At 31.6% G+C, this 25,500-nt stretch carries 27 protein-coding genes; 11 read left to right on the top strand and 16 right to left on the bottom strand.

The window, feature by feature from the left end:
- From RG22_RS12135 to RG22_RS12160, 6 genes are all read left to right on the top strand, one after another.
- The gene (locus RG22_RS12135) at positions 1-1,593 is read left to right on the top strand and encodes a type IV secretory system conjugative DNA transfer family protein (protein ID WP_034043624.1); all 1,593 of its coding nucleotides are present in this window, start codon (positions 1-3) and stop codon (positions 1,591-1,593) included.
- Positions 1,594-1,666: 73 nt separating this feature from the next.
- Entirely contained in the window at positions 1,667-2,242 is a 576-nt protein-coding gene (locus tag RG22_RS12140) for a DUF4062 domain-containing protein (RefSeq protein WP_034043626.1), read from the top strand.
- Positions 2,229-3,737, top strand: a complete 1,509-nt coding sequence (locus tag RG22_RS12145; RefSeq protein WP_034043628.1) for an RNA-binding domain-containing protein — start codon at positions 2,229-2,231, stop codon at positions 3,735-3,737. The genes RG22_RS12140 and RG22_RS12145 overlap by 14 nt, the downstream gene beginning before the upstream one ends.
- Before the next feature lie 157 nt (positions 3,738-3,894).
- Entirely contained in the window at positions 3,895-4,428 is a 534-nt protein-coding gene (locus RG22_RS12150; RefSeq protein WP_034043629.1) for a hypothetical protein, read from the top strand.
- A 62-nt stretch (positions 4,429-4,490) separates the two neighbouring features.
- The gene (locus RG22_RS12155) at positions 4,491-4,988 is read left to right on the top strand and encodes a restriction endonuclease (protein ID WP_034043631.1); all 498 of its coding nucleotides are present in this window, start codon (positions 4,491-4,493) and stop codon (positions 4,986-4,988) included.
- Between the two features lie 6 nt (positions 4,989-4,994).
- Positions 4,995-5,459 carry a hypothetical protein gene (locus RG22_RS12160; RefSeq protein WP_034043634.1) on the top strand — a complete coding sequence of 155 codons (465 nt, stop codon included), beginning with the start codon at positions 4,995-4,997 and terminating at the stop codon, positions 5,457-5,459.
- Positions 5,460-5,482: 23 nt separating this feature from the next.
- Here the strand turns inward: RG22_RS12160 and RG22_RS12165 are convergent, their stop codons facing one another.
- From RG22_RS12165 to RG22_RS12205, 9 genes are all read right to left on the bottom strand, one after another.
- Positions 5,483-5,752: a hypothetical protein gene (locus RG22_RS12165; protein WP_244462148.1), complete on the bottom strand. Its 270-nt coding sequence runs from the start codon at positions 5,750-5,752 to the stop codon at positions 5,483-5,485.
- A 100-nt stretch (positions 5,753-5,852) separates the two neighbouring features.
- Complete coding sequence (locus RG22_RS12170; RefSeq protein ID WP_034043640.1) at positions 5,853-6,683, bottom strand: DUF4138 domain-containing protein; 831 nt, start codon at positions 6,681-6,683, stop codon at positions 5,853-5,855.
- Positions 6,680-7,609: a conjugative transposon protein TraM gene (traM, locus tag RG22_RS12175; protein WP_034043643.1), complete on the bottom strand. Its 930-nt coding sequence runs from the start codon at positions 7,607-7,609 to the stop codon at positions 6,680-6,682. The genes RG22_RS12170 and traM overlap by 4 nt, the downstream gene beginning before the upstream one ends.
- Positions 7,590-8,213 carry a conjugal transfer protein TraK gene (locus RG22_RS12180; protein WP_034043644.1) on the bottom strand — a complete coding sequence of 208 codons (624 nt, stop codon included), beginning with the start codon at positions 8,211-8,213 and terminating at the stop codon, positions 7,590-7,592. Before RG22_RS12180 ends, traM begins: the two co-directional genes overlap by 20 nt.
- 11 nt (positions 8,214-8,224) lie before the next feature.
- Complete coding sequence (locus RG22_RS12185) at positions 8,225-9,067, bottom strand: hypothetical protein (RefSeq protein ID WP_034043646.1); 843 nt, start codon at positions 9,065-9,067, stop codon at positions 8,225-8,227.
- Between the two features lie 2 nt (positions 9,068-9,069).
- A complete protein-coding gene (locus RG22_RS12190; RefSeq protein WP_034043649.1) occupies positions 9,070-9,651 on the bottom strand; it encodes a hypothetical protein in 582 nt (193 codons plus the stop codon).
- A 4-nt stretch (positions 9,652-9,655) separates the two neighbouring features.
- Complete coding sequence (locus tag RG22_RS12195; protein ID WP_034043652.1) at positions 9,656-12,058, bottom strand: TraG family conjugative transposon ATPase; 2,403 nt, start codon at positions 12,056-12,058, stop codon at positions 9,656-9,658.
- A complete protein-coding gene (locus RG22_RS12200) occupies positions 12,045-12,329 on the bottom strand; it encodes a hypothetical protein (RefSeq protein ID WP_034043654.1) in 285 nt (94 codons plus the stop codon). Before RG22_RS12200 ends, RG22_RS12195 begins: the two co-directional genes overlap by 14 nt.
- Positions 12,330-12,363: 34 nt before the next feature.
- On the bottom strand, positions 12,364-12,651 hold the full coding sequence (locus tag RG22_RS12205) for a hypothetical protein (RefSeq protein ID WP_034043657.1): 288 nt from the start codon (positions 12,649-12,651) through the stop codon (positions 12,364-12,366).
- A gap of 175 nt (positions 12,652-12,826) precedes the next feature.
- Here RG22_RS12205 and RG22_RS12210 point away from each other — a divergent pair, with 175 nt between their 5' ends.
- The 4 genes from RG22_RS12210 (at position 12,827) to RG22_RS17325 (ending at position 17,971) form a co-directional block, all read left to right on the top strand.
- A complete protein-coding gene (locus tag RG22_RS12210) occupies positions 12,827-13,477 on the top strand; it encodes an N-acetylmuramoyl-L-alanine amidase family protein (protein WP_034043660.1) in 651 nt (216 codons plus the stop codon).
- A 270-nt stretch (positions 13,478-13,747) separates the two neighbouring features.
- Complete coding sequence (locus RG22_RS12215) at positions 13,748-13,957, top strand: helix-turn-helix transcriptional regulator (protein WP_034043663.1); 210 nt, start codon at positions 13,748-13,750, stop codon at positions 13,955-13,957.
- A gap of 1 nt (position 13,958) precedes the next feature.
- Positions 13,959-17,234 carry an Eco57I restriction-modification methylase domain-containing protein gene (locus RG22_RS12220; protein WP_034043665.1) on the top strand — a complete coding sequence of 1,092 codons (3,276 nt, stop codon included), beginning with the start codon at positions 13,959-13,961 and terminating at the stop codon, positions 17,232-17,234.
- Positions 17,234-17,971, top strand: a complete 738-nt coding sequence (locus tag RG22_RS17325; protein WP_052143725.1) for a hypothetical protein — start codon at positions 17,234-17,236, stop codon at positions 17,969-17,971. Before RG22_RS12220 ends, RG22_RS17325 begins: the two co-directional genes overlap by 1 nt.
- Before the next feature lie 63 nt (positions 17,972-18,034).
- Here RG22_RS17325 and RG22_RS12230 read toward each other — a convergent pair whose 3' ends face one another.
- From RG22_RS12230 to RG22_RS12255, 6 genes are all read right to left on the bottom strand, one after another.
- Positions 18,035-19,153, bottom strand: a complete 1,119-nt coding sequence (locus RG22_RS12230; RefSeq protein WP_034043667.1) for an exonuclease/endonuclease/phosphatase family protein — start codon at positions 19,151-19,153, stop codon at positions 18,035-18,037.
- A 12-nt stretch (positions 19,154-19,165) separates the two neighbouring features.
- On the bottom strand, positions 19,166-19,822 hold the full coding sequence (locus RG22_RS12235) for a P-loop NTPase family protein (protein WP_034043669.1): 657 nt from the start codon (positions 19,820-19,822) through the stop codon (positions 19,166-19,168).
- Positions 19,806-20,453 (bottom strand): hypothetical protein, encoded by a 648-nt coding sequence (locus RG22_RS12240; protein WP_034043671.1) that lies wholly within the window; start codon positions 20,451-20,453, stop codon positions 19,806-19,808. The genes RG22_RS12235 and RG22_RS12240 overlap by 17 nt, the downstream gene beginning before the upstream one ends.
- A 6-nt stretch (positions 20,454-20,459) precedes the next feature.
- Entirely contained in the window at positions 20,460-20,741 is a 282-nt protein-coding gene (locus tag RG22_RS12245; protein WP_034043673.1) for a helix-turn-helix domain-containing protein, read from the bottom strand.
- Positions 20,742-21,022: 281 nt separating this feature from the next.
- Positions 21,023-21,850, bottom strand: coding sequence for an RteC domain-containing protein (locus RG22_RS12250; RefSeq protein ID WP_034043675.1), 828 nt, complete (start codon positions 21,848-21,850; stop codon positions 21,023-21,025).
- Between the two features lie 192 nt (positions 21,851-22,042).
- Positions 22,043-22,957, bottom strand: a complete 915-nt coding sequence (locus tag RG22_RS12255; protein ID WP_081997718.1) for a helix-turn-helix transcriptional regulator — start codon at positions 22,955-22,957, stop codon at positions 22,043-22,045.
- A gap of 92 nt (positions 22,958-23,049) precedes the next feature.
- Between RG22_RS12255 and RG22_RS12260 the strand changes: the two genes are divergently transcribed.
- Positions 23,050-24,030, top strand: coding sequence for a D-cysteine desulfhydrase family protein (locus tag RG22_RS12260; RefSeq protein WP_034043678.1), 981 nt, complete (start codon positions 23,050-23,052; stop codon positions 24,028-24,030).
- A 1-nt stretch (position 24,031) separates the two neighbouring features.
- Here RG22_RS12260 and RG22_RS12265 read toward each other — a convergent pair whose 3' ends face one another.
- On the bottom strand, positions 24,032-25,363 hold the full coding sequence (locus RG22_RS12265; RefSeq protein ID WP_034043680.1) for a tyrosine-type recombinase/integrase: 1,332 nt from the start codon (positions 25,361-25,363) through the stop codon (positions 24,032-24,034).
- Between the last annotated feature and the right edge of the window lie 137 nt (positions 25,364-25,500).

Below are 25,500 nucleotides of genomic sequence, written 5' to 3' on the forward strand. Positions count from 1 at the left end.
ATGGAAATACAAGGAATCACATTTACGATTGGGTTATTATTTGGAATGAGCTTAGTGTTCTCTAGTCTTTTCAAAATGACCCGATATGCTTTTTTTATAAATCTTATTTTAACTGTAATTTGCTTAGGACTACTTTTTAAATTAAGTCCTTATTTAATGCATTGGGTTATCCAGCTTCTATATATTGGTTGTCCGCTTTTACTGATTAATACAGTTTTATATGTATTTCTTCACAAGGAAAATGAAATTATGGATTCCAATGATAAACATCAAGTTCATTTTAAAATAAAAGGAGGAAGTTTTAAAATTAACAACATCAAACGAGGCGCTTCCATAATTGGTTCTGCAGGAAGCGGAAAAACAGAAAGTGTTGTTTTCAATTTTCTTCAGCATTTTAGCAGGCATAAATTTTCTGGTGTGATTCACGATTACAAGAATTTTGAAATCACAGAAATGGCATTTCCCTTATTTGAAAAAAACGAGATTGATTTCAAAGTGATTTCATTCGATAATATTCATGATCGAGTGAATCCAATTGCACCAAGATATATGACCAATGAAGAAAGCGTAAATGAGGTTGCAAGAGTACTTATAGAAAACTTATTAGAACAAAGAGAGTCCGGAAGTATAGGAACAACAAAATTTTTCAATGATGCAGCAGAAGGCTTAATTGGTGGATTGATTTGGAAGTTAAGAACCTCACATCCGCAATATTGTACATTACCACACTTAATAGCTGTTTACCAATATCTAAATACTTCAAGTCTAATTGCATTTTTGAGTAAGAATACAACATCGAGAGCGATGGCAGATGCTTTTATTAGTGGTAAGGATTCCGACAGGCAAACCGCTGGTGTAAAAAGTACTTTGGCCAATGCGCTCAAAAAAATAAGTACGCAACGTATTTTTATGGCGCTTTCTTCAGATGATGTTCCACTCGATATAAATAGCCAGGAACAACCTTTAGTAATTTCAGTCGTCAATAACCCTAAATACGAAACTGCCTATTCGCCAATTATAGCAACTATTATTCACACGATTACAAAGCAAATGAGTGTGAGAAATTCTAATGCTTCGTTTTTATTGATGGAAGAAGCACCAACGATTAGATTGTTGAATATGCATAGAATTCCAGCCACATTGCGTAGTTATGATATTGCGACGATTTACGTAATGCAAGACAAAATACAGAATGATATGATGTATGGAGATAAAGCGAGTAAAGCAATTCTAAGTAATTTATCGTATCAATTCTTCGGAAAGGTAAACGATCCAGACACAGCGAAGTATTACGAACGCTTTTTTGAAATCGTAAAGAAAGAAACCACTAGCGTAAATCGAGGACACAATCTCAATTTTGATACACGAATTACAACAGGAGAACGTGAAGTCGCTAAAATTAGAGCAGATGTGTTCTTCAGACTAAAAGAAGGCGAATTTATTACTTTTGCAGATGGAAAGGACAGGAAAGTACAATTTAAACTTCCTAAAATTGAAAAGCTATTACCAACGAAACAACAAGACTATTCAGATGCTGATTTGCAAGCTAATTTTGATAGGGTTTATGAAGAGGCTAGGTCGATATTTAAATAGACCTGTTACCTTTATCTAAAAAATACATTTATTATCTTTAAAGTTTTATTTGAGGAAAAAAGAAATTAAATATATGGCAGAAAAACCTTTAAAGATAATGTTGTCTTCAACGGTATACCACTTCAAAACTGAAATTGAACAAATTTTCGGGATATTAAAAGGTTATGGATATGATGTTATTTGTTCTCATATGGGAACTGTTTACAACATTCCTGGAAAATCGCCAACCGAATCTTGTTTAAAAGCAGTTGAAGAATGTGATTTTTTCTTTGGAATAATTTTGCCTCACTATGGATCTGGAATAACACATTTGGAGTTTCAAAGAGCAATAGAATTAGATAAACCTAGAGGTTTTTTGGCTCACAGTTCTGTTACATTTGCTCGTACTTTATTAAAGCAATTTATGTATGATGAAGATGGTAAAAGAAATGACTTTAAATTGTTAAAGAAGACACCATTAATGGACGATTTAAGGGTTATTGATATGTATAATGAGGCTATTGGAGACGGAGAGCCAATGGAAAAACGATTGTGGGCGCATGAGTTTTATAAGTTTGCAAAGGATGGCGCACCGTTTGTTGCAAGTCAATTTGAGAACAAAACCAGACTTACTAACGATTTAAATGCTTTAAAGGATGACAAGAAATAAAGAAATAAAGGACATTCTTAAAGAAGGCGAGACTAACGCCATAGAATTTAAGATAAATGCTAATAAAAAATCGATTGGTAATTCTGTAAGCGCGCTCTTAAATTCTGAAGGTGGACGAGTTTTAATTGGTATTTCAGATAAAGGAGAAATAAAAGGAATAGATAATGTTGAACAAGTTAGTGAGGATTTAAGAAAACACCTAATTGAAGAAATAGTTCCGGACACACCCATAGATTTATCGATTGAACACATTAATGATAAAGCCATTATTATTCTTAAAGTTTCCGAAGGAAGCAAGCAGCCTTATATTTATGATGGTAATATCTACTATCGTAGAGGTTCTAATACGGTTAAAGCTACTTCAAAAGAAATATCAAGATTAATACATCAAAGAGAAGTTGATGAACAACATTGGGAGCGACAAGTTTTTTTAGGATTTGCTTGGGATGATTTAGACCATAAGCTTATTAAGAATACATTAATAGAATCTAAAGAAAATTATAGAAGCAGTTATCAAGGTAATGATTTACAAGAATTTTTAAACCATTATGGTTTAATGACTAATGGTGCGTATACTAATGCTTGTGTAATTTTATTCTCAAAAAATACATCTAAGTTTCTTCCACAATCTAGAGTTAGAATAACGGAATATGCTAATAGTAAAACTGATAATAGTCTAATTCGTGATGAAGCTTTAGAAGGAAATTTATTTGTTTTAAGAGATAAGCTTGAAAGTTATATTTACAATTTAGGAACAAAGAGTCATTTTGATGATAAAAATTGGAAACGAATAGACTTTAGATACCCAGTAAAAGCATTACAGGAAGGAATTATTAATGCTTTAATGCATAGAGACTACAGTAGTTATAATAGTCAATTAACCATAAGCATATATCCTGATAAACTTGTTATAGCTAATAGTGGTAAATTACCTGAAGAAATTGCTATAAGAGATTTAAAAAAGAATCATCGCTCTTTTCCTGTTAATCCAGATATCGCTCATATTGTTTTTCTCAGAGGTTTAATTGATAAACTAGGAAGAGGAACAGTTAAGATAAATGAAGAATGTAAAATTGCAGGACTTAAATCCCCAACTTGGAAACAAAGTAAAGGAGAAGTTATTTTAACTTTTAATGGACCTCTAGCTTCTGTAGCTAAAAGACATTCTGATTTAAAAAATAAAAGCATTGATGCGACAAATGATGCAATAAGTGATGCAGTAAATACTGCAATAAGTGATGCGATAAATGATGCAATAAGTGATGCAACAAATGATGCGGTAAAAAGTAGACTTAAACAAGAACTTGTTTTACTTTATATAGAGGAAAGTCTAAGTTTAAGAAGTCTTCAAGATACTTTTGATGTTGGTAGAGCAACTATGCAAAGAGATATGACTTTAATGAATGAAAATAAACTTATTGATTTCACAGGCTCAAATAAAACAAGAAAATATATTATTAATAAGGATTTAATGGAGAAATTAAAATCTCTATAAGTTGAATATGATGATTTAGGCGGAAATTGGTAAAGAGAACTTACTAGTAAAGATGATAATATACTAGGTGGTCAAATAAGTGGTCAAGAAGGTTGTCAAATGAGTGATGCAATAAATGATATTTCTAAATTCACAAAAACATATGAGTAAATAACTAATGACAGGAATTCTGCTTATTTTATTAATATTATTCTTTCTCGGACTTCCATTCTATTGGATTTATAAGCTGATTTCAAAAAAGAAAAAAGGAAATAAAACTAATGTCCAAAACATATTGAAAGACGAATCTAAATTTGAAGCTTCAGATTTAATAAAGAAAACGAAGTTTACATTTATGGATGATTATCGAATGTGGACAAAACTATCTGAAGCTGAAAGAAAAGAACGTTTAAATGATATTCAAGTCATATTTGATTATGGTAAAGACCATATCACAAGAGAAATGATAAAGAAAGGTTTTGAGCCTGGTTCCAAAATTATTGACATTAAGTACTTTACAGGATTATCTGAGCACGGATTTACAATTTCAACATTTATTATTCAACACAAAGATGGTGGAGAAATAAGAGCTTTAACAATGAATATAGACTTGAAGAAAATGGAATTCAAAGCCACTCGAAATGCTTACTTTAGTTCAGGAAAGGAAAAATATTACTATTTGAAAGATAGAGAAAACTTAATGGAAATATAGGTGCAGATACAAAATCAAATAAAATTATTTACTAAATTGGGTAATTAATAAAACAGTCATAAATGAAGTTAACATTTGACGAAATAGAAGACGATAAGATCTTTGAAGAATTAACAGCGTCGTATTTTCGTGAACTAAAAGAATCACCAGATAATAATATAACTGATGTAATTGTTAAAGAAACAGGAGAAGGGACTGATGGAGGTAGAGATATACTTATTGAATTTAATCTGTCTGATGATATAAAGGTTTTCAAGAGAAAATGGGTTATACAATGCAAGTTTAGAGAAGATTCTGTATCGCCATCGCATCTCAAAGCCATTAATATACCTACCTTAATCCATTCATATAATGCGCAAGGGTATTTACTAGTTTGTAAAACAAGAGCAACTTCAGGAGTTACTGATTTGTTTGAAAGGCTAAATGAACAATGCAAAGACAGCTATCATTATGAGTGTTGGAACGGTAGTCAATTTTTAAGCAAGCTTATTTTACAAGAAAAAATTCAAGAACTTTTCTTTCCAGATTACTATGAGTATATACAAACTTTTAAAAAATAAAGTGAAATGAGAACATTTATATCATATTCAATTAATGATACAGACCAGTACCTTTTGACTTTGCTTTCAAGTGAACTTTACAAAAAAGGTGTTACAATTACTCAAAGCAATGATTTTCATTTAGAAATGAGTTCATTAACAAAAGTAAATATTAATAAGTCAAATTTATTCATAGGAATAATCACAGGTCAAGGTCAGGAAAGAGATAGAGTTTTAAAAGAGTGGCAATTGGCAAATGTATCTAATGTTCCATCCATATTGATGATTGAAAATACCGTTCCTATTGATCCAAATTTTACAAGTCCATATATAATTTTTGATAGAAACTATCCTCAAAAAGCAATTAATCAATTAGATCAAAAAATAACAAAATTAAAAAAAGAGATAGATAAAAATCCAAATGCTTTAGCTTGGATTTTAGGTGGTGCAGCATTATTATCGATTTTTGGACTATTATCATCAGATGATTAATTAAATAAGTAGCGCATAATCATCTAAAATGGACCGCGTTCCCGTGGCTTTTTACTACTCACTTTCCATTTTCCATTCTCTTTGACCAGTTTAAAAACACCAGGACTTTTATCATAGGATGAATTGTATTTTACCCAAGCCAAATCGCCTTCTAATGCTTCATCTAATATTTCTACATTGGCATCTTTATCTTCATCTGGTATCATATCTTGAATCATTATTAAGCCAGTATAGCCGTCAGAAGTGGTGTGTTTTTTAAGTGTGGAATTGTCCTTTTTATAGAAACTTTCCACAACTATTTTAGCTGTTTCGGTATGAGTCAGATTTTGTTTTTCAGCACAAGAGAAAATTAGTAATGCGAGAACGGAAGTGATTAATGTTTTCATAATATTATTAATTTGGGTTATTGATATATTTATGTGATATTTTCATTTTAATATTTCGTTCGCCATCTTTCTCGTTTAATTCTAAAATTACCTTTCTGTCATTAGATAATGAAAATTTGGGCATAACATATATAAGTCTTACCGTTTCATTTATCACAATTTTCGAAGGCAGATGATGTTTAAAAATAGGCTCTACGTACAAACGTTGTAAAGATTTCTTTTTTCCTTTTTGTCGAGTCTCGATAGAAAGGTTCAAGAAATTCAAATCATAATCCAAAGTAGAATTATTCCTAATTTGAATAACGAAGTAGAGCTCTTCTTTATCAAAAACAATATTTTCAAGCCTCATTATAACACCATTATTTCGTCTTGTGTGTCTTCCAAGATATTGTCTTCTATCAAGAAGATAAGAGCAGAATTTTTGATAATAATACGTATCATTATCAATACTTTTTTCAGAAATTTCAGTCTGAATAGAGTCTGCCGATTTTGGCTTTTCATTCCCAATACTGTTAGATAATGGGACAAAATAATTGAGTTTTGAAAGCTGCGCTTTATACCTTACAATATACGAAAAAATTGAGCCATTTCTATTGATTACCAGTAGATTACTTTCTTTTCCTGGTTGGGCTTGCAGTAAGCCGAAATATTGCTCTTTTTCACGATTGTAAGTGAATACAAAATTTTCTGAGCCAGTAATGCCTTGTCGTATAGGCTCTGGAAAAAAGAGTGCGACATTTTTGCTGTCGTTTGCATAAATAGTATCAAGGATTTCTGTTGTTTGTGCTTCCACTAAAGTGGCAAACAATACGGATAATATAAATAGTATCGGTCTCATAATTTAGGTTTTAAAATAAGTTTATAATTGTTCAGTACAGTAACCTTTACGTTTCGGTTACTACGTCTTAATACTTTTGTAATGCCACCAACTTGCGGAACAGTCGGGATATTGATATCGCCTATAACATCGTCCAGAACTTCACTTGTTGCTTCAGCTCTAAAGTTGTTTTCTACATAAATGCCTTCACTACCATCCTGTAAATCGAAAGCTTTAAGCTTTGTGGGATGATGCTTAATGTTTTCTATCTCAATTAATGCACGATTAGGTTGAAAACTGATAAAGCCAAAAACAGGCGTGTTCTTTTTCATTAGTTTGCCATTTATTGTTGCAGCTTTTGTAAGTCGCATTCTTAATCTGGTATTCGCCTTTACAACTTGGTCGCCATCTACAACCACATAAATGGTAGCATCTGTGTTACCGATAATTGCAAGCTCATTGGGTTTGGGTGCAGCAGCAAAAAACAATTGATGTTCTAGGCTCAATTCTTTGGCTTTGATTTTAAGTTCTCTTAGTATTTCTGAAGAATCAATTTCTACAGTTTGCTTCTTCTCAACTTTCTTTTGTCCGAAATTTTGATATCTTTTTTCAGAATATTGAATTTTACCTGCATTGTAAATACTATCTACAATACGTTTCTTTTCACGCTCTGGAAGATCTGGATCGTAATAGCCTAATGAATCAATTAGTTTTTCATCATAGATACTCGGTGCATTGTTTTCACGCACTTCTTTTAAATCATTAAGAGCGTCCAATTTAGAATCGTACTCTTTTTGGTTTTCTTCCAAATCTGGTATTAAGGTCTGTTCAAGGTTGTCATTTTCATTGTCATCATCGCCCATTACCATCACGGAATAGGAAATCAGGAATATGAAAACAATAGCCAATACTGCAATAAATACTATTTTATTCTTTTCTATTTTCATCGCTTAGTTTTTTTAAAGTGTTTTCGAAGTAATTTGTAATTAAAAGTCCATGTGGATTGTTGGGAAAGTTTCGGTCAACCATAATTAGGTTTCCGGTGGAAACTAATTCATAAGTATCTATTATAGAACCTCTATTGATTTCAAAAATGGTCGTTGTAGTAAAACCATACGAGCCATTATTTTCTGTTATCTGAGAATCGATACTCAGTACTTTTTGCACTAAGGAATATTGCAATAATCGATTATAGACGCCATCAGCTTTTTTCTGGCGATATAGATTGTCGACTGAACTATTACCAAGCCAAAGCGCTTTTTTCAGATTCTTTTCATAGTTACTTGCATCAATGTTGTAGAAGTAATTGTGAAACAATTCTAAATGTGCCAAAGCTTCAACTTTAAAATTTTCTTTTTGGTTAACGAGCTTCAGCGGAATGATACTGCCATCTGTATTAATGGCAAATGCGCTATTCATCGCATTTTTGTTTGTGGTAAATGCCATCCAAACTGAAAAACTACTGGATAGCAAAGCACAAACCACTACTGCTAAAACGATAAATCGATTCAGTTTTAAGACGTTGTAAATGTTTTTATAAGGTGTTTTCATTGTGAGTTGAATTAGCTGGTAAACAATCTAAGCGTAAAAGATGTAGCGCGTTTGTATAACTTGAATTTCAGGAATACGATAAAGCCTACCGATCCTAATTGTACAACAGGCGCAAAGAAGCCCTGGCCAAAATCGGTACCAAACAAGTTGGTCCAGAAATTGGTGTTAATTTCAGTATAGATGGCGTTGACAAATACATTGACTAGAAAAAATGCTGGCACTAACATATAGACAGCTGCATAAAGTTTAAAAAAAGTGTAGGCAAGTGATCGGAATTTTTCAAATACTGCCAGACTTATAATCAATGGAAAAAATGCCTGCATAATGCCTAAAAGAAAGAAGCGTTCTGCTAAAAAAAGCGGGTAGATAAACAAGTCTAGAATCCATAAAAATAGACTCACTATGAAAGCAAGTATTTTGAATCCGTATAGAGGTGTTATCAAAGCTTCGTAAAGTAATGCCATAGCAGCTTGCGCTGCTTCGATAAAATTCACATCTTCTTCAATAGGAATATCCTGCATCTGTAAAGGCAACAAAGCAGGTGCAGTACCTCGATATTGTCCTTCAACTGCAACAAGAATACTGTCAAAAAACCCTAAAATCTGAGTTGAAAATATAACCAAGAGTACCACAGCAAAATTCTTTGCGAGTTCGCCAGGACTCAATCCCCAAGAATAACCGTCTTTATCCGCAATACCTTCATTATATTTCTTTAGGATATTGACTAGAAAAAACAACACAGCAAGCGTTTTCATTCCGGCAATGGTATATTGCGAGAAACTACTGTTCTGTATGGTTTGAAATACCGCATCGATATATTCTAGCCCAATTCCTAAGATGATGGTTGCAGTCATTTTTAATAATTTGTTTCGCGATTATTAACTTTATCCTGCATTTTTCTGAAGGATATAATATCCTTGTAACGCTTCGTTTTTGTCTTGATATTGGAAACCATTTCTCTGGATTCTAATTCTTTTTCTTTTAGGATTTCTGCACGTTCGGCATCACTCATTTTTAGATTATCGCTGGATAAGATTTCACTCATAAATTCAACGGTGTCCAATGAGTTTTGGACTATGGTATCGAATGATTCTACAACCTTAGTAACTTCATCTGGTTTTATGTAAGGCGAGTTCAAAATGTCTTGTAAATCATTTTGCATAACCTGAATAAGACGTTGATTGTTTTGTGCAATTTCCTCAACTGCTCTTAGTTGTTGTACGACACTAGATACTTTTTCTATAGCTTCTTTTGCATCCTTTAGGAACTTTACAGACTTAATCATTTGAGCCGTCTGTTTACCTGATTCTACAAGTTGTTTTACCAAACTGATAAAATTGGTGTTGTCATAAGTTGGCATTCCTTGGCTTGTTGCCTTTGATGGTATTAATAGCATTAATGCTACTGCCATTACTAAAATTCTAATTTTGTTTTTCATAATATTACGTTTTAGATGTGAATTGAATTATTGCTTTTTGCATGTCATGATGCTCTTCATAGAACTTCATTATATCTTCGTTTTCTTGTCCATCGGTTAAATAGGCTGCGTACACTTCTTTAGGCACTTCAAGCCTAAAAATGTTGCTTTCCTTTCCGATTTTGATAAACATTTCGGTATACTTCCGTGAACCAGAAAGATTGTTTTTAATGGATTTTAATTGGTTTAAGTCGTGGCTAGATAGATTGAGTCTTTTAACCAGTTCTTCATAGCCTTTTTCATTATTGAGACTGTAAATGACTTGGGTATTCTCTAGAATGCTGGCAGATGTTGAATTATTCGGAAGTTGATTAATGGATTGCAGTATAATTCCAATAGCGCCATTTTGTTTACGAATAGCTTGATAATAGAATTCTACACTTTCCAGTACATTTTCAAACTTCAGTTGTTTAGCAAACTCATCGAAAAGAATGATGCCCTTTTCTGCTCTGTTTTTCCAAATAGTTCGTTGGATGGCAGACTTAATGAGCTTCAACATTACGGACAAAATTTCCTTATTGTCTTTTACTTCATCCAGTTCAAAAACAATCAATCGTTTGTCTTCTATTTTATAGGTTTGGTCTTCGCTGACCTCAAATAGAAAACTATATAGACCATCGCCAACATACTCAGACATCACATGTAAGAAACTCGTAACATTAAAGTAGTCAGGATGGATTTTTAAGGTGCTCAGAAGATCTTCCTGATTCCTTTCTATAAAATTGTAATAGCCTTCCAATGAATGATTTTCTGAAGTGCTATTGTAATAGTGACGCAGAATCTTTTTAACGGAAACTGATTGCGCTTTAGTTACTTTCAAATCTGAAGCAAACAATTCAAAAAGAAATACCGATAAATCTTCAAGTCGTTCTGGTGTCAGATCATTTTTATTGCTGATGTAAAAAGGATTGATACCTAAGTTTTTTCCGCTTTCATATCGTAATACGGTATATTTTTCAGGATAGAGTTTGGCAAATTTGGTGTAAGAACCACCCAAATCAATAATAACTAAGCGAACACCACTTTCAAAATATTGGCGTAAAATGTTATTCGCCAAAAACGATTTGCCTTCACCTGTTGGTGCGAAAATGGCAAAGTTTCTAGCTTTGATTCGTTTCTTTTTTTCATCCCAAACATCTTTTAATACCGGAATGTTATGTTCTCTATCATTAAAGATGATTCCTGTTTTATCTGATTTATAGTTGGTATTATTAATGAACAGGCAAAGGGCATGTTTTAAATCGGTAACATATAAATCATTGTTTGAGAAATTGGAAGAAAAACAGCAGTAACTATTCAATATATAATTTTTGCGTTCTTCACCTCTTGGATAGTAAGGGATAATGTCTAATTCCTTAAATTCAGTTTTAATTTTAGAAGTTATTTTGTCCAGCTCTTTAACATCTTTCGACCAATACACAATGTTTAAATGACCACGAATAATGCGTGAATTATCATCTGCATTTATCTGGTCCAAAATGTATTGAATTTTACCAAGTACCACTTTGTTCTGTGAACCAAAATTTGAACTTTTGTTGAGTTCCTCTATTTTCTTGTCGAGAAGCTTGCGCCATTTCTGTTTGTCATCCAAATAAAGAATCTGGTTAACAATATGGTTTTCATTAAGTGTAAGTCCTAGACCATCAATAAACCCTTGATGAAACACAAAATCGTCCGAAGTGAATTTCTCATTGGTTTTGCTACTTTGTACGTTTTCGCCAAAGCATAATTCGCTGTTGATGGCAAGCGCATCAAAATGGTTTTCGCCAACATTGACGCTTTTCTTTTCTAGTAAAATATCGGTATCAAATCCTTCATTGAAACCATTGAAATAACTACTAGTTAATTGCTGAATATCTTCTGCGTTTAACGGAAGAAATTCTATTTTTCTACTGTTATTTATAAAGGAAACCGAATCATTTACAGAGTTAGTAAAGCTCTTAATGTTATCATTTAATTCTTGTACAATGCCCTTTGAAATTTTTCTGAAGGGATTGACGTATTTCGGATTGTTGAGTGCTTTGTTCTTAGTTAAAATAAAGAACAAATAACATTTATGTTCTATGTGTCCACGACCTTTAAAATGCTCGTGTGTGGCTTTTTCTAAAAAGGTGGTGTTTGGAAGTTGTTCTGAAGAATAAGATTTCTTAAGGTAAATGTCTTGTTTGTGAACTACAGTTCCGATAGGTAATGATTTCAAAGCTTGAAACCATGCACCATGCATATCCTCAAAATCTTTTTCGGACAAGGAATAGATTTCTGGTAGATTCCCTTCATAACATAAAATCACATTACCATTGTTGGCAAATACGATATTGTCTTGAATATCTACAATGGGTTGATATGCTGAAATATTAATCTTCTTCATAATCGAAACCTGAATTTCTTTTGTTACTAATGATTTGCGGAAAAGCTTTTGCCATCTGAAAAAGTTGTGGATCGTTGGTTATGCGTGTCAAGGCAACATATAAAGCTGCATTGAAAATCAGAATGCTAATTATCATCACAAAGCTGAAAGAGAAAATGATGATTAATAATGATGCAAGAATTGAAACCATCATTAAGGCAAACAGGGAAATAGGCAATCCAAAAATGACTGCCCGTTTCCTAATGTTTTTATATACTTCGTATTTCTTCATACAGCTGCTCTAATAAATCCCTTGATGAGGGTCATTATACTACGATAGTTATTAAGTAAGTGAAGATGCCTACCACAGCACCAGCAATTAGAACAAATACTAAAACACGAGTAATACCTTTTTTAAGGTCTGCGTTCTCGCCAAAGAAATGACCAGCATTAAATAGGAATCCAACAAGAAAGATGACGCCCAAAATGATTGGAAAAATGGTTCTAATGGTATCTGAAACATCATTTACAGAATCTTCAATACCACCAATTTGCGCAAAGCTTGATGCTGATGTCATCAAGAATGCGAGTAAGATAAAAATTGATTTTTTCATAATTATTTGGTTTAGCCTTTCGAGGCAGTTTCTAATTTTATTTTGTGAAATCTATTACGAAATGAAGATGAAGGAAGAAAATCTCTAAATTTTAACGCTAATTGGTGTTAAACTTTTGAAGATTATTAAGGAAGTGATTGATTTCTTGAATATTGTGTAATCTAAAACGATTATTATGAACACATTAAATCAAATTATAGTCTTACTATTCTGTCTAGTTTTTCTAAATCTATCTTATGCGCAGAATGGTAAAGATCAAGCAAGAAATCCTATTGTAGTAATAGATCCTGGACATGGAGGAAAAGATGCTGGAGCAACAACCAGAAATGGTATAAAAGAAAAAGATATTGTTTTGGGTATTGCTTCTAAAATAGTGGTACTAAATAACAAGCTAGTTGAAAATCCTTTACTATTATATCTAACTAGATATACAGACACATTAATATCTCTAGGCGATAGAACGGAACTAACAAAAAGACTAAAAGCTGATATATTTATTTCAATTCATTGCAATCAAGCTATTAACAGAACAGCATCAGGAACAGAAGTTTTTATTCATCCTAAAAGCGAAGTACAAGCAGAGGAATCTACCTATTTAGGATTTACTATACAAAAAGGATTGGCAGATATACTTGGTATTAAAAACAGAGGAATAAAGTTTGGAAACTTTCAAGTGTTGCGAGATAGTGATAGTAGTGCAACAATTCTCTTAGAGCTTGGTTTTTTATCTCAAACTGATGAAGCTATCTATTTATCTCAAGAAGATTCTCAAAATGCTGTTGCTTTGGTTATACTTCAATCGATTATTAAATTTTTGGGATTATGAGTGAGCTGTATTTGGAGTTCGTTAAGAGCATCAAGGAAATATTGATAGCTTTATATAAGGATGTTTTAAAGAAAAAACAGGGATAGTGATATTTATCTGTTTTCTTAGATTTTTTAAATAGAATTACTTTTTTTGGGAATGAAATCATTTGATTTAAATGGTATAAATCATAAATTAATTAGTATTAATATATTTAAGAATAATATTTATACTGTTTTAAACAATATAAATATGTGTTATAGTATTTGATTTTTTTATTATTTTTGATATATGTCAGATCGCATTAATAGAATCAAGGAAATTCTCGTAATTCAAAACGTTTCTCAAAAAGAACTCGCAGAACGATTAGGGAAAAATCCAAATACTATTGCCTCAATTTGTAATAATAAAACTCAACCGCACATCAAAATATTCAGAGATATAGCAAAAGTTTTAGATGTAGATATAAGGGAATTGTTTGTTCCAACAAAAACTGTTTAGTATGTTGGAAAAACTTTTCATAAAACTGGGCTATAATCGCAATAATGGTTTGTTTGTTCTTTCAGAATCAAAAGAAGCTATAATTGAAACTTTTCCTAGTCGTATTAGTAGGGTTTTAACGAAAGTTATAAAGCCTTATGCTGTTTTCAGTTTGGATGCATATCATAATACTGAAGGGCACGTGCAACCTTTCAACAATCCACTTATATTATTTTATGAAAACCCAAGTGAAGAAGACTATCAGCTGATTCCAAAGCACTCATTTAATCTTAGTCGTTCACCAATAGTTATTGTGGCAAAAGATAATGCGATAGAAATTTTCAACGGCTTTGATTTTGCTTCTTCTAACCGTGACTGGTTAAAATCAATAAATGTTGACCACGATCTACTTAATATAAGTAATCTTAGGTCAGGGAAAGGATGGAAAGAAATTCATCAGGAGTTCTTTGTTAGAACAAAAACAGTTGACAGGTATTTGTTGAGTAATATAACAGATGCAAGACGAATTCTAATCGCCAGAGAAAGCAACTTCAAATCAGGAAATCTTCCCCCTGAAGTAGCGAACCGCTTAATTGGAAGAATCTTATTCATAAGATATCTAATTGATCGAAATGTTCGATTTACCGACCAAGACTTGTTAATTGGAAATGATAAGGAAGAGAGGCAAGAAGCACTTAATATGTTACTTCTTGACCACGCTAAAACCTATGAGTTTTTTGAATATATAAATCAAAAATTCGAAGGAGACTTATTCCCATTGTATTATGAAAACGAAGGACTGGAATTCTATGAGAAAGATACTGTACTAAAGGAAAATTTGGAGGTTTTATATTATCTGCTGACATCATCTAATATGTTTAAAGGAGATACTATCAAGGGTTATACAGTACAACAGTCATTATTTAATGTTTATGATTTCGAAATTATTCCGGTTGAACTCATAAGTAATATTTATGAGAGCTTCTTAGGTAATACCGCTTTTGCCAAAGGCGAAATAGTAACTAAATTGTCTAAACAAAAAGAGGTAAAGGCTTTTTACACACCACCTTTTTTAGTAGATTATATGTTGAGTCAAACAGTCAAGCCACATTTAAAAACATCTAATGGAACAGATTGTAAAGTGCTCGATCCATCTTGTGGTTCTGGAATATTTTTAGTTGAATCTCTAAGACAAATTATTGATAACGAAATAAGGTTACAATCCAACGGTCGTAAGGACAACAATGAATTAATTTCAAATGAGCGATTGTGGGAATTACTAGAAAATAATATATATGGAATAGACATAGATCCAAACGCCATAGAGATTACGATTTTCTCACTTTATATTACACTTTTAGATTATAAAACCCACCCTAGAGAGATTGAAAATTTTGCCTTTAAGCCTTTAAAGGGAGTTAATCTTTTTGGTGGACAAGAAGCAGATTTTTTTAATTGCGATAATAAATTCAATAAGCTTTTCAAAGAATCTGTAAAGTTGGATTTCATAGTTGGAAACCCGCCTTGGGGAAGTGTAAAGAAATCGAGATATGTAGAATATATTGATAAACGTTCTAGAAGAGAATTCAAAGCAAGTCTAAATAAGCAAGTAAAATTAGCGATTGGCAACAAGGAAATTTCTCAGGCTTTTATGGTTAGAGTAGAAGACTTAATTCAAGATGATGCTAACACCAAAATATGTTTGATTGTTACAGGTAAGAATATTTATAATTCGGATCCTAAAGCTGTGGCGTGGAGAAAATATTTCTTAAACAACTTTGATGTGCACCAATGTTTTGATTTGTTTGGAGTGAATAACAAAATTGCTGGAGGTAAACAAATATTTGATAATGCAAATCAGCCACCGGCAATATTTCTTTACTCTCAAAAAAAGGACAAATCAAAAAACAATGTAATAAAGCATATTGTAGCACGTGCCAATTTATATTATCATTATTTCAAGACGATCGTAATAGAAAAAAATGACGTTAAATATGTTAGTCAAAAGCTTTTTCTCAATGATGACAAGCTCTGGAAAATTTTATTATATGGAAATTCCCTTGATTATCTCTTTGTTAAAAAAATAAGAAGGAATGGTAAACTTATTTCTGAATTGTTAGAAGAAGAAAATATGTTTGTCAAGGGTGGTTACAAATCTAAAGATTCGGCTATTTTATCCGCAAAACGAAAAGACACAACTAAGTATTGGGGATATCAGTATGTAGAAGTAGAAGGCGAGAAAGGTTTAAAACAATACGAGGTAAATACCCATAAGACTTTTAAGGACAAATTGGATAAACTTCATCTTAAAGGAGATATTAATGATGATTTTAAAGTTCCTCAAATTTCTGAGGAAGATATTTTTAAAGGGTTTAAGCTTTTGATAAAAAAAGGTTTAGATAACTATTTAAATCATAGGGCAGTAAGTGCGATATCAGAAGACAATGTAGTTTTCTCTGCTACTGTTGCTGCAATAGGATCTATTGATGACGAAATTAGTGAAGCTCAAGAAAATATGCTCTATTCGATGTCAGCTATATTTAATTCAAAGCTTTTTATTTATTATTCTTTTATGACAAGTTCGTCATTTGGTGCTGGCAGAAATCGCTTGAATTTTAATGAGTTTTTAAAAATGATGTATATACCCAATGACGAACTTAGTCAATATTCTAAGGAAATTCATATGGCTTTAAAAATTAATTGGCCAAATAAAGACCACAACAGAATAGAAGAGCTTGAATATTTAATAGAAGAAAAAATTAGTGAGATTTACGAAATCACACCTCTAGAAAATGAACTCATTAATTATGCTTTGGAAGTGAGCTTGCCTATAATGAAAAGAGCTGATAGGTCAGGAGCAGATTTGCCTATAATATTTAGGGAGGTAAATGAAAGTAATTTTGAGATACTTGCAAATTATTCCCAAATTTTTATTGAACACTTTTCTGATAGATTTGACGATGATGGCAAAATGTTTTGTATTGATGTATACGTAAATTCTGATTTCATAGCTCTTCATTTTACAATTACCAAACCAAGAACAAATAGATTGAAATTTAACTTTGATACCAAATTAGATAACGCGATTAGTAAACTTGGTAGCCTAGGAGTTAATGAAGTTAGTTCACAATTATTTACCCAACAAGATATTAGAGGCTTTAATAAAAAGTCTTTTTACCTAATTAAACCTAATATTATTAAAAACTGGCATTCTGCAGTAGCTCATATTGATTTAATAGAGTTCATTGAAGCCATAGCGAGTTCTGAAATTAAAAACACAAAACAGAGAATTAATTAATGAACGCCGATAATTTCACATATTCCAAAGAGCCGTATTACCAAGAGAGAATTTTCAATCTTGTTGGATTTTCACAAAAAGAAATTAAAAATAAAAGAAGCATCGAAAAGTTTTCTAGAAAAGCGATACTTGATAAACACAGAGCAAAAAAAGGGAAGCCTGGATCTAAAACAAAACTGGAATTAGAGGATTTCTTAAGAAATGATCTTATTCAAAATTATCTCAAGATTTATAAGACCAAGTTTAATCTAAGTCATTTCTATTTTGAACCAGGTGTAGATGAAATTGAAGATGGAGTTTCTACTGGAAGTTTGGATATAAAGGTTATTTTTCCAAACAAATCACTTGAGTCTGGAGAGGAATATCTAGCTATTGAATGTAAGCGAATTAATAAGCTCTTAAATAAGAAACGCTATTATTTAGATGAAGGATTAAATCGTTTTATTACAAGGCAATATTATCCGCAATCGGATAATAAAGTAGCGTGGATGCTTTCTTTTATGGAGTGTGAAAAAGACTCACAGCGTCAAAGTGCACAAGATATTATTTCACACTTTAATGAACTTTTAAGGGTAAGTTATAAAAAACACATTGTAAAAGAAATTGGAGAAGAAGCCATTAATCTAAATATTGATCCAACCTTGGAAGTATTTAATTCTTTAATAGAGAGAGATGACAAAACTGAACTAATAGTTTATCACGTTTTTCTAGATTATTATGATCTTATAGAGCCTTAAATTATTTTATAAATGAAGCTTTAAAAGACTTTTCTTTTAAGGAGATAAATAAAATTAAGTAGTTTAAATATCAATCTTCCCCCAAACCAAAGGATGCTCACTAGCAGCAACATTTCTATTAGCAACAGATTTGTAGATAGACCATTGCGGATGCTTTTCTGGCCACATCGCTTTGCGATTTAAGCCACTATCTTCCATTTTAATGAATAAAGCTGGAGAGAACAACATGTAATCTTTCTGTTTAATATTTACACCCATTCTGTAAGCGCCTAATCTGAAATAAGTACCATCGTTTCCCTTATCAATATCCACTTCAAAAGAGAGATGCTTTGTAATATCTTTTAAGTCTGTGTCTTGAATTAAAGGAGATAAAGAATTACAATAAGACGGCGCGTTAAATGTGCCTGCTATGATTATATTGGTTTTACCTTCAGCTATCAACTTTTTGTAAACTTCAGCAATTTTACATACTTGTTTTTTCCTAATGTTATCAGACTGTTTTCTGTCTATCGCTGGCTTTTTTAAATAAGCATTTAGTAGCCAAATGGTTTCTTTTGATGGTGTGCTAATTTCATATTCAATCAAATTTTTGCCATCGTCATTAGTTGCTGCATTGATATTATGAGTTCTAACAGCATTTAGATTATAGCCTTGTCGCAATGCTATTCCCATTTCTAAACTATTCATATCATTGCCTTGAATCACAAAAGAGTGGTTAAAAGGTTTGCAGTCAAATTCTGGTAGAATGAGCTGGTTAAAGTCTTCAAATGATGCTCTATCCTCGATTTCTTGTAGAAGTAAAATATCTGGATTTACGTTGGCGATAACTTGTGCTTTATGTTGTGTTGATCTAGGATGAATAGGAACGGTTTGTAGTTTTATCCATCCGTTCCAATCTGTGAGATTTGCAGCTTTGCTATCAATAGAATGGCTAAGACCCTTCATAAAGAGAAAACCTGCTTTTCGTCTCAAAACAGCATAAGGTCGTGGACTTGATTTTTCAAAACCAATTAAAAATGATAGTTCTCTAATACGATCTTGCTGGTTCAATGATTTAGAGGGTTCAAGCATGAGTTTGTCAAGCTCAATTGTCCAATCGGCAGTTAGATTTTTGGTTAGTTTTTCTAACAGGCTTCTGTCTCTATGGAATAAATTCTGAACATTAAAAGTTGCTATTTTCATAATTTCTAAATTTTATTTTCGTTTATCGCTGGTGTCTTGATCGAATGCTACGAGGTTAAATAATTCTCTCATTCTACTTCGGACTCTATTGCCATATAAATCTTCCAATTCTTCAGCATTTAGGTTTGTAGTTCCGTGTGTTTTTATGTGATGGTTTATAAAAAGTTCATGACGAGAAAGCAAAATTTCGCCCATGACATTACAATCCTTTCCGTAGTGTCTTCCAATGGGTTCAATACCCAAATCATCAAAACAGAAAAACTGTCTACACCCATAATCTTCAATGGTTTTATAACCAATATGATTAAAGCCAAATACAATATTTCTAGAGGGAATTAAGATGTAAGGTTTTTGTAACGGAACGATGTTTTTTAGCAAAATCATCAAACTCGTTTTGCCACAGCCAACTGGTCCAGAAAGTAAAATGCCTTTATCTGGATCAATCTCGTTTTTCTCGCAGTTTGCTTTGTCTTTTATGAAATAATGGCAAAGTTTTAAAATGATTGGATGGTCTTCTTCGTAGATTTTAAAACCGTTACCAAAGAGCATTTTTCCTTTGATATCGAGGTAAATTAAAATTTTTTCAAAATCGTACGTCACTTCTTTGCCATCAAACGTGCCAATATCATACGTTTTGTGTTCTTCGACTATTTTACAAGGGTTGACCATAATCTTTGTTTTTACTGGTTCTCAGGTTGTCCTTTTTTTGAGGAACTGCATCTGCAGTTTCAAATTCATTGGCTTTAAGCATCCAATTACTTGCAGTAGCATGCCAATCTTCTATTTTTATTTTACCACCAATTTTCCAACCAATGCCTTGATAGTGGTTGTAGAATTTCTTGGCTTCATTATCAGGCCATTTTTTCTTTTTAAAAAAATCAATGACTTCAAATTCATTTTTTGGTAGCTTAGTTTTATTTATGTTTTCTATTTGTTTATTAATGTTTGTATTACGTATCAATGCTTGTTCACTACTTGTTTCAAACTCATTCACAACTTGTTCAGAGGTTGTACCGAAATTGAACAACTTGATTTTACTGCCTTTATATGGATTGTGTGAAGGGAAATATTTTAGATAATCCCATGAATCCATCTGTTTTAAACAGCGATGATAAGTTGCTGTCGAACCAATTTTTGAAAGTTCCATAACTTCTTGTCTGTCTATGTAAAATTCTTCTCGAAATCGGTTTAAATTCCAAAACTGAAACAAAGCCATATATAAGCTTACATGAGTTGTATTCAACCTTTTGTCTGCATAGACTTTTTGAAATACAGCATTGAGATGTTTTATATAATTCATACATCCTTAATCGATTTTGTGGTGTACTCGGTTATTTTCCATGACTTTCTGAATTTCTTCGGAATCATAAAAAATGATGCCACCAACTTTTGTGTAGGGTAGTGTACCTTTAATTCGAAGATTCTGTAGAGTGCCAGGACTAATTTGGAGTAAGTCCATGAGTTCTGAAGATTTTAGATATTTCTTCAGTTTACCTTGCGCTTGTTTACTTAAAAGTTTTTTGATATCATCAAGTAGTTCAAGTTTGAAATCCATTAGATCATCTGTGGTAATAATTGTTGCTGGCATAGTAGAACTGTTTTTAGAAAAGAACTACCATTTTGCTTTCAATTAAAATGATAGTCCTTGACCTGATTTGACTTTCGTTCTACAAATTTGAATAGTATTGATGGATTTTAATCACAAGTAAGACCAGAGTACGGTCAAATTTTAACATTATTAAATTTGATGCTATTTGTTGGGTTTTGATGTTGTTATAAGTGAATTGCTGATTGGGAAAAGTCGATAATTGGAATAAAAACATGAAAGCAGGAGGTCAACCGTATGTGGTTATAAAAATGAAGATTTTTTTATTCTTCAGCGCTATCCATTTGAAGAAGTAAACCATTGGATAAATCATCCAAAAATTTAGTTCTGCTTATTTTCCGAGATTTGATTTCAGAGAATATTTTATAGAAATCCCCAATATCAAAATGTAATACTTTTTGTAAAGCTGTTGCTATTTCTTTTATATCGACATTACCATTATTAATTACACGATTAAAATAAAGTGCATAGATTAATTCTGTTAATGCAGATTTTGAAGATGTCCATTTTAGATTTGTATTAACAACTTCATTAGTAGATTTTCTGTTCTTTATTTTATCAAGCCTAAATTTTAAATAATTTATAAAAAGCTTATAAGCTCTAATCTTACCTAAGAGCATATCACGAGGTGTACTGAAATCTGGATCTTGGAAATAAAACTTAGATGATGTGATTGAAAAATTATCTAAATGCCCTCTGGTGTAATATTGTTTATCAAAATGGTAGAGTTTCGCCTCTACATACTGATTGAAATCAATATTGTATAAATAAAACCGATTGAGCTTTCGAAGTTTTTTTCTCAATGCTTTTTCTTGGTCTTGAACATTTGATTTTGGAAACTGAAGTTCAAAAGACCGTATTTCGGTATAATAGATAAGTTGAATTAAAGAGGTTTGTTTTTGATGTTTGAAGAATTCTACTTCCTTGGGAATTGAGACAAAATCAGTTTTAATAATAGCTTTTCTAAAATCATTTAATGTATTGCGTGATAGGATGATGATTTGTCTAGACGTGTCAAGAATGGATGAAGAACTTTGTTCAATTCTTTCAAGTTCATTAGTGTAAATAGTATTGCGTAAGGTAAAATCCATCACAAAAGTTTAGTTATACACGCGGCACCCAATAGATAATCTATTGATTTTTAATAGTATTTGGTAGATTTTAGGTTAGTTTAATAAAGATGGTTAGAAATTCATGAATGAAGGACAATAAACTGTGTAAATTTTGCGTATTTGCTATGTGAATTTTATTCACAATTCATAAATACTATTCAAATTAGTTTATTAATTCACTTTATCAATAAGTTCTTGTCTGCTCGAACAGTTTGATTTGTTAAAGATATTAGAAGCGTGCTTTCTAACTGTACCATAGGATATAAACATGTTTTCAGCTATTTTTTTATAACTGTAGCCTTCTATTATCTGAAGTACAATTTCATTTTCTCTATTTGTAAGACCGTATAGGTCTGCAATATCTTGATCTAATTTATAAGTGTTCTTTAATCGATATAAATAACTATTTACTTCCATTATGGTCACAAAAAAGAAGGAGGATGTCATTATGGAATGCGTAATTGGTTGAAAATCGCCAAAATAAGTTAATGCTGGAAGCATAACTAAAGAAAATATTGAACTTAAACCTAAATTCGTTTGAATTATAAAATAGCTGTCTCTTTTGGTTTTCTTTTTAATCACTTGAAAGAAATACACAATAAAAACTATGGAAAGTATAGTAGGGAAAATTAGAAATAGACTTCTAGCGAAATCTAGAGAGCCTGTATAGTAGTATGGAATAATAAACAGTAACGCAAAACAAAGGGAAAGAATGATAATCAAGTTCTTTATTTTGAAAAATGTATTCGGTGTTTTAATATTAAATTCTTTATACAAATACCAAACTAGATAGATGCACATTAATATTGAAATAGTATAAGTTATTACATATTGAATAATTTTAGGACCAGGAAAGTTGTCATCTGGTAATAAGCCATTCAAAATATTGTACAGTAGAAAAATAATAGCTAAAATTAGATAGCGATACTTGGATTGAATGTTTTGACGCTTGCCTAATCCAATATTAAAAAGTTGAAAAACAATAATAATGCCAATAACAATACACAAGAATAGCACCACCCAATGCATAGAAGAAGCGTAGGTGTATTCTGGGACAAATCGATATTTTTGTATTAAGTAAAACATATAACCACATGTACAACAATATTTTAGCTTAAAATTCCGAGAATACTAAATATAACTTATCTTAGTGTGAATCAAAAATTATAAAGCGTAAAATGCTGAATAACAAGTATAAACTAGGTTTTTTCCCTACGCCCTTGGAGAAAATGGATAACTTATCTCAAGTCTATCCAAACTATAATTTGTATATAAAAAGAGATGATAACTCAGGTTTGGCATCTGGCGGAAACAAAGTAAGAAAGCTTCAGTTTTTTATTTATGAAGCTTTAAGTAAAGATTGTGATACGATTATAACTGCTGGCGCGCAACAATCTAATCATTGCCGACAAACAGCAGCAGCTTGTGCTAAAGCTGGATTAGAATGTCATTTACTGCTAGGAGGTAAAGAGCCTAAAAATTACAATGGTAATTTGCTGCTTTCTCATTTATTAGGAGCCAAAATTCATTTTACTGGAGATAATAGAAAAGGAGAGGATATAATCAAATTAAAACAAGACTTAGAAGTACAGAAAAGAAATGTTTATGAAATCCCTTATGGTGGCTCGAATATGCTAGGAGCTTATGGTTTTATAGATGCAGTTAAAGAATTGAAGGAACAGCTTTCAGAAAAGAACTTAAAAATCGATTATATTTTCTTCGCTTCAAGCTCTGGTGGTACACAGGCAGGACTTAAGCTTGGTGTGGATTTATATAATCTTGATATAAATTTAATGCCTATCAGTATAGATAAAATTGGTTTAGGAGATAAAACATTAGACGATGTTGTTTTAGAAATACTTAATCAAGGTCAAAAAGAATTGAGTATTCAAAAAACGTACTCAATTAAAGATGCAACACTTATTCGAGATTACGATAAGCCTGGTTATGGAGTAATTACTAAAAACGAAAAGATGGCCATAAAGCAATTGGCTCAAAGTGAAGGTATATTGTTAGACCCTGTATATTCTGGTAGAGCGTTTTACGGAATGATAGACCATCTTAAAAATAATAGGATAGAAAAAAACTCTAATGTGCTCTTTTGGCATACAGGTGGCTTACCAGCAAATTTTTATTATTCTGAAGAACTTTTAAAATAACTTAAAAGTTAATTACTTCCTCTAAAGCATCATCAGCTTCTTCATGTATAAAATTAGCTTGATATATTAAAGTCGTTTTTAAATCGCTGTGTCTGTATAGTTTTTGGAGCATTCTTGGATGAATCTTATTGCCAGCGATATTTCCAAAACTATGTCGAGCAATATGGTTAGACAGATTTTTGTCAATTTCACACATATCGCCAATTCGCTTCAAATATTTGTTAAGCAATTTAGTTGCGTTTCTAGTTTTTCTAAAAATATCTTCAGTATCAGATTCATTCACATTTTTCAGAAAAGGAAAGATAAAGCTATTGTTAGCTTCCTTTTCTTGTTTGTAATATTCTAGTATTGCTTCCGCCTTCTCAGATACTTTAAGACTTAATGGTTTTTCATTCTTATTCATTACGTAGAACAAACGTCCATCTTTAAAATCTGACCATTTTAATTTTATTGCATCCGAAATTCGTATTCCAGCAAAGTAAAAAGCAAATAGCCATACGTTTTGAGTGTGCCATATTGAGGTATTAGGTTCTAATTCTAAAAGTTCAATCTGCTCTACCTCATTTACAATGAGACCTATCTTATGACTAGAGCCAATACGAATTTTTTCTTTTTCACCACCGAAAGGATAAAATTTGGAATCTACTATACCATTTTTAATAGCCTTATTAAAAAGAGTACGGATAAATATGAGTTGATTAGTTATAGTACGTGTTTTCTGCTCAAGGTAGACTGCACAAAAATCTTTATACCTATCCAAAAAAGATTCATTAATATCTTGAAACTTCAGAGATTTATTCTTTTTAAAATGCTCAACAGAATCCATAAAAGTATGCTCACCCTTTCGACCTTTACTAACTCGTGCCTTTCTACGTTCTTTAATTCCGTTAATAACTACATTTTTTTCTTGAGAGTCATTATGGTTCAAAAATTCTTCTAAGTTGTATAAAATTGATAATTCAGATTTTGCAACTGAAAATACATCACGTTCATATTTGCTTTTAATTCTATCTGAGGCAACATTGAAAAATGATTTAGAACCACCAGCACCTTTTAATTTTAATTTGACCTGCTTTGGTGTGATTTTGTCTTTAGAATCATAGTAAACGTCATTTGCTTCAGTAAGTTTTTTTAAAAGATAGTTATTAAGTTTCTTAGCGTTTGGGTGTGTTTTTTTTACTCTTCCTGCATTTTTATCCCAATCTTTTTCTAGCACATACTGTCCAAGCCATTTATAATTTGTCTTATAATTTTCACTAATACGAATTGCAAGTGGGATAGTTTTATCTTTGCGAATCATATTTTTCCGAAGTACTATTTTAATAATCGCCATAATCACTTAACTTAGAATATAAAGATAATCAATTTTAAAATAGTTAGTACAGAATAAGTACAGAATAATTTGATTTTAATTGTATTTAAATGCTATCGTTTAAAATGTAAAGTACTGATTAACATAGGTTTTACTAG

It is taken from the genome of Wocania ichthyoenteri Th78, assembly GCF_000789235.1.
In the GTDB taxonomy this organism is placed as follows: Bacteria; Bacteroidota; Bacteroidia; order Flavobacteriales; family Flavobacteriaceae; genus Wocania_A; species Wocania_A ichthyoenteri.

Bases quoted from the DNA above. Each gene is read 5' to 3' on its own strand.
- RG22_RS12135 (WP_034043624.1), top strand. From the start codon at position 1: ATGGAAATACAAGGAATCACATTTACGATTGGGTTATTATTTGGAATG.
- RG22_RS12140 (WP_034043626.1), top strand. From the start codon at position 1,667: ATGGCAGAAAAACCTTTAAAGATAATGTTGTCTTCAACGGTATACCAC.
- RG22_RS12145 (WP_034043628.1), top strand. From the start codon at position 2,229: ATGACAAGAAATAAAGAAATAAAGGACATTCTTAAAGAAGGCGAGACT.
- RG22_RS12150 (WP_034043629.1), top strand. From the start codon at position 3,895: ATGACAGGAATTCTGCTTATTTTATTAATATTATTCTTTCTCGGACTT.
- RG22_RS12155 (WP_034043631.1), top strand. From the start codon at position 4,491: ATGAAGTTAACATTTGACGAAATAGAAGACGATAAGATCTTTGAAGAA.
- RG22_RS12160 (WP_034043634.1), top strand. From the start codon at position 4,995: ATGAGAACATTTATATCATATTCAATTAATGATACAGACCAGTACCTT.
- RG22_RS12170 (WP_034043640.1), bottom strand. From the start codon at position 6,683: ATGAGACCGATACTATTTATATTATCCGTATTGTTTGCCACTTTAGTG.
- traM (WP_034043643.1), bottom strand. From the start codon at position 7,609: ATGAAAATAGAAAAGAATAAAATAGTATTTATTGCAGTATTGGCTATT.
- RG22_RS12180 (WP_034043644.1), bottom strand. From the start codon at position 8,213: ATGAAAACACCTTATAAAAACATTTACAACGTCTTAAAACTGAATCGA.
- RG22_RS12185 (WP_034043646.1), bottom strand. From the start codon at position 9,067: ATGACTGCAACCATCATCTTAGGAATTGGGCTAGAATATATCGATGCG.
- RG22_RS12190 (WP_034043649.1), bottom strand. From the start codon at position 9,651: ATGAAAAACAAAATTAGAATTTTAGTAATGGCAGTAGCATTAATGCTA.
- RG22_RS12195 (WP_034043652.1), bottom strand. From the start codon at position 12,058: ATGAAGAAGATTAATATTTCAGCATATCAACCCATTGTAGATATTCAA.
- RG22_RS12200 (WP_034043654.1), bottom strand. From the start codon at position 12,329: ATGAAGAAATACGAAGTATATAAAAACATTAGGAAACGGGCAGTCATT.
- RG22_RS12205 (WP_034043657.1), bottom strand. From the start codon at position 12,651: ATGAAAAAATCAATTTTTATCTTACTCGCATTCTTGATGACATCAGCA.
- RG22_RS12210 (WP_034043660.1), top strand. From the start codon at position 12,827: ATGAACACATTAAATCAAATTATAGTCTTACTATTCTGTCTAGTTTTT.
- RG22_RS12215 (WP_034043663.1), top strand. From the start codon at position 13,748: ATGTCAGATCGCATTAATAGAATCAAGGAAATTCTCGTAATTCAAAAC.
- RG22_RS12220 (WP_034043665.1), top strand. From the start codon at position 13,959: ATGTTGGAAAAACTTTTCATAAAACTGGGCTATAATCGCAATAATGGT.
- RG22_RS17325 (WP_052143725.1), top strand. From the start codon at position 17,234: ATGAACGCCGATAATTTCACATATTCCAAAGAGCCGTATTACCAAGAG.
- RG22_RS12230 (WP_034043667.1), bottom strand. From the start codon at position 19,153: ATGAAAATAGCAACTTTTAATGTTCAGAATTTATTCCATAGAGACAGA.
- RG22_RS12235 (WP_034043669.1), bottom strand. From the start codon at position 19,822: ATGGTCAACCCTTGTAAAATAGTCGAAGAACACAAAACGTATGATATT.
- RG22_RS12240 (WP_034043671.1), bottom strand. From the start codon at position 20,453: ATGAATTATATAAAACATCTCAATGCTGTATTTCAAAAAGTCTATGCA.
- RG22_RS12245 (WP_034043673.1), bottom strand. From the start codon at position 20,741: ATGCCAGCAACAATTATTACCACAGATGATCTAATGGATTTCAAACTT.
- RG22_RS12250 (WP_034043675.1), bottom strand. From the start codon at position 21,850: ATGGATTTTACCTTACGCAATACTATTTACACTAATGAACTTGAAAGA.
- RG22_RS12255 (WP_081997718.1), bottom strand. From the start codon at position 22,957: ATGTTTTACTTAATACAAAAATATCGATTTGTCCCAGAATACACCTAC.
- RG22_RS12260 (WP_034043678.1), top strand. From the start codon at position 23,050: ATGCTGAATAACAAGTATAAACTAGGTTTTTTCCCTACGCCCTTGGAG.
- RG22_RS12265 (WP_034043680.1), bottom strand. From the start codon at position 25,363: ATGGCGATTATTAAAATAGTACTTCGGAAAAATATGATTCGCAAAGAT.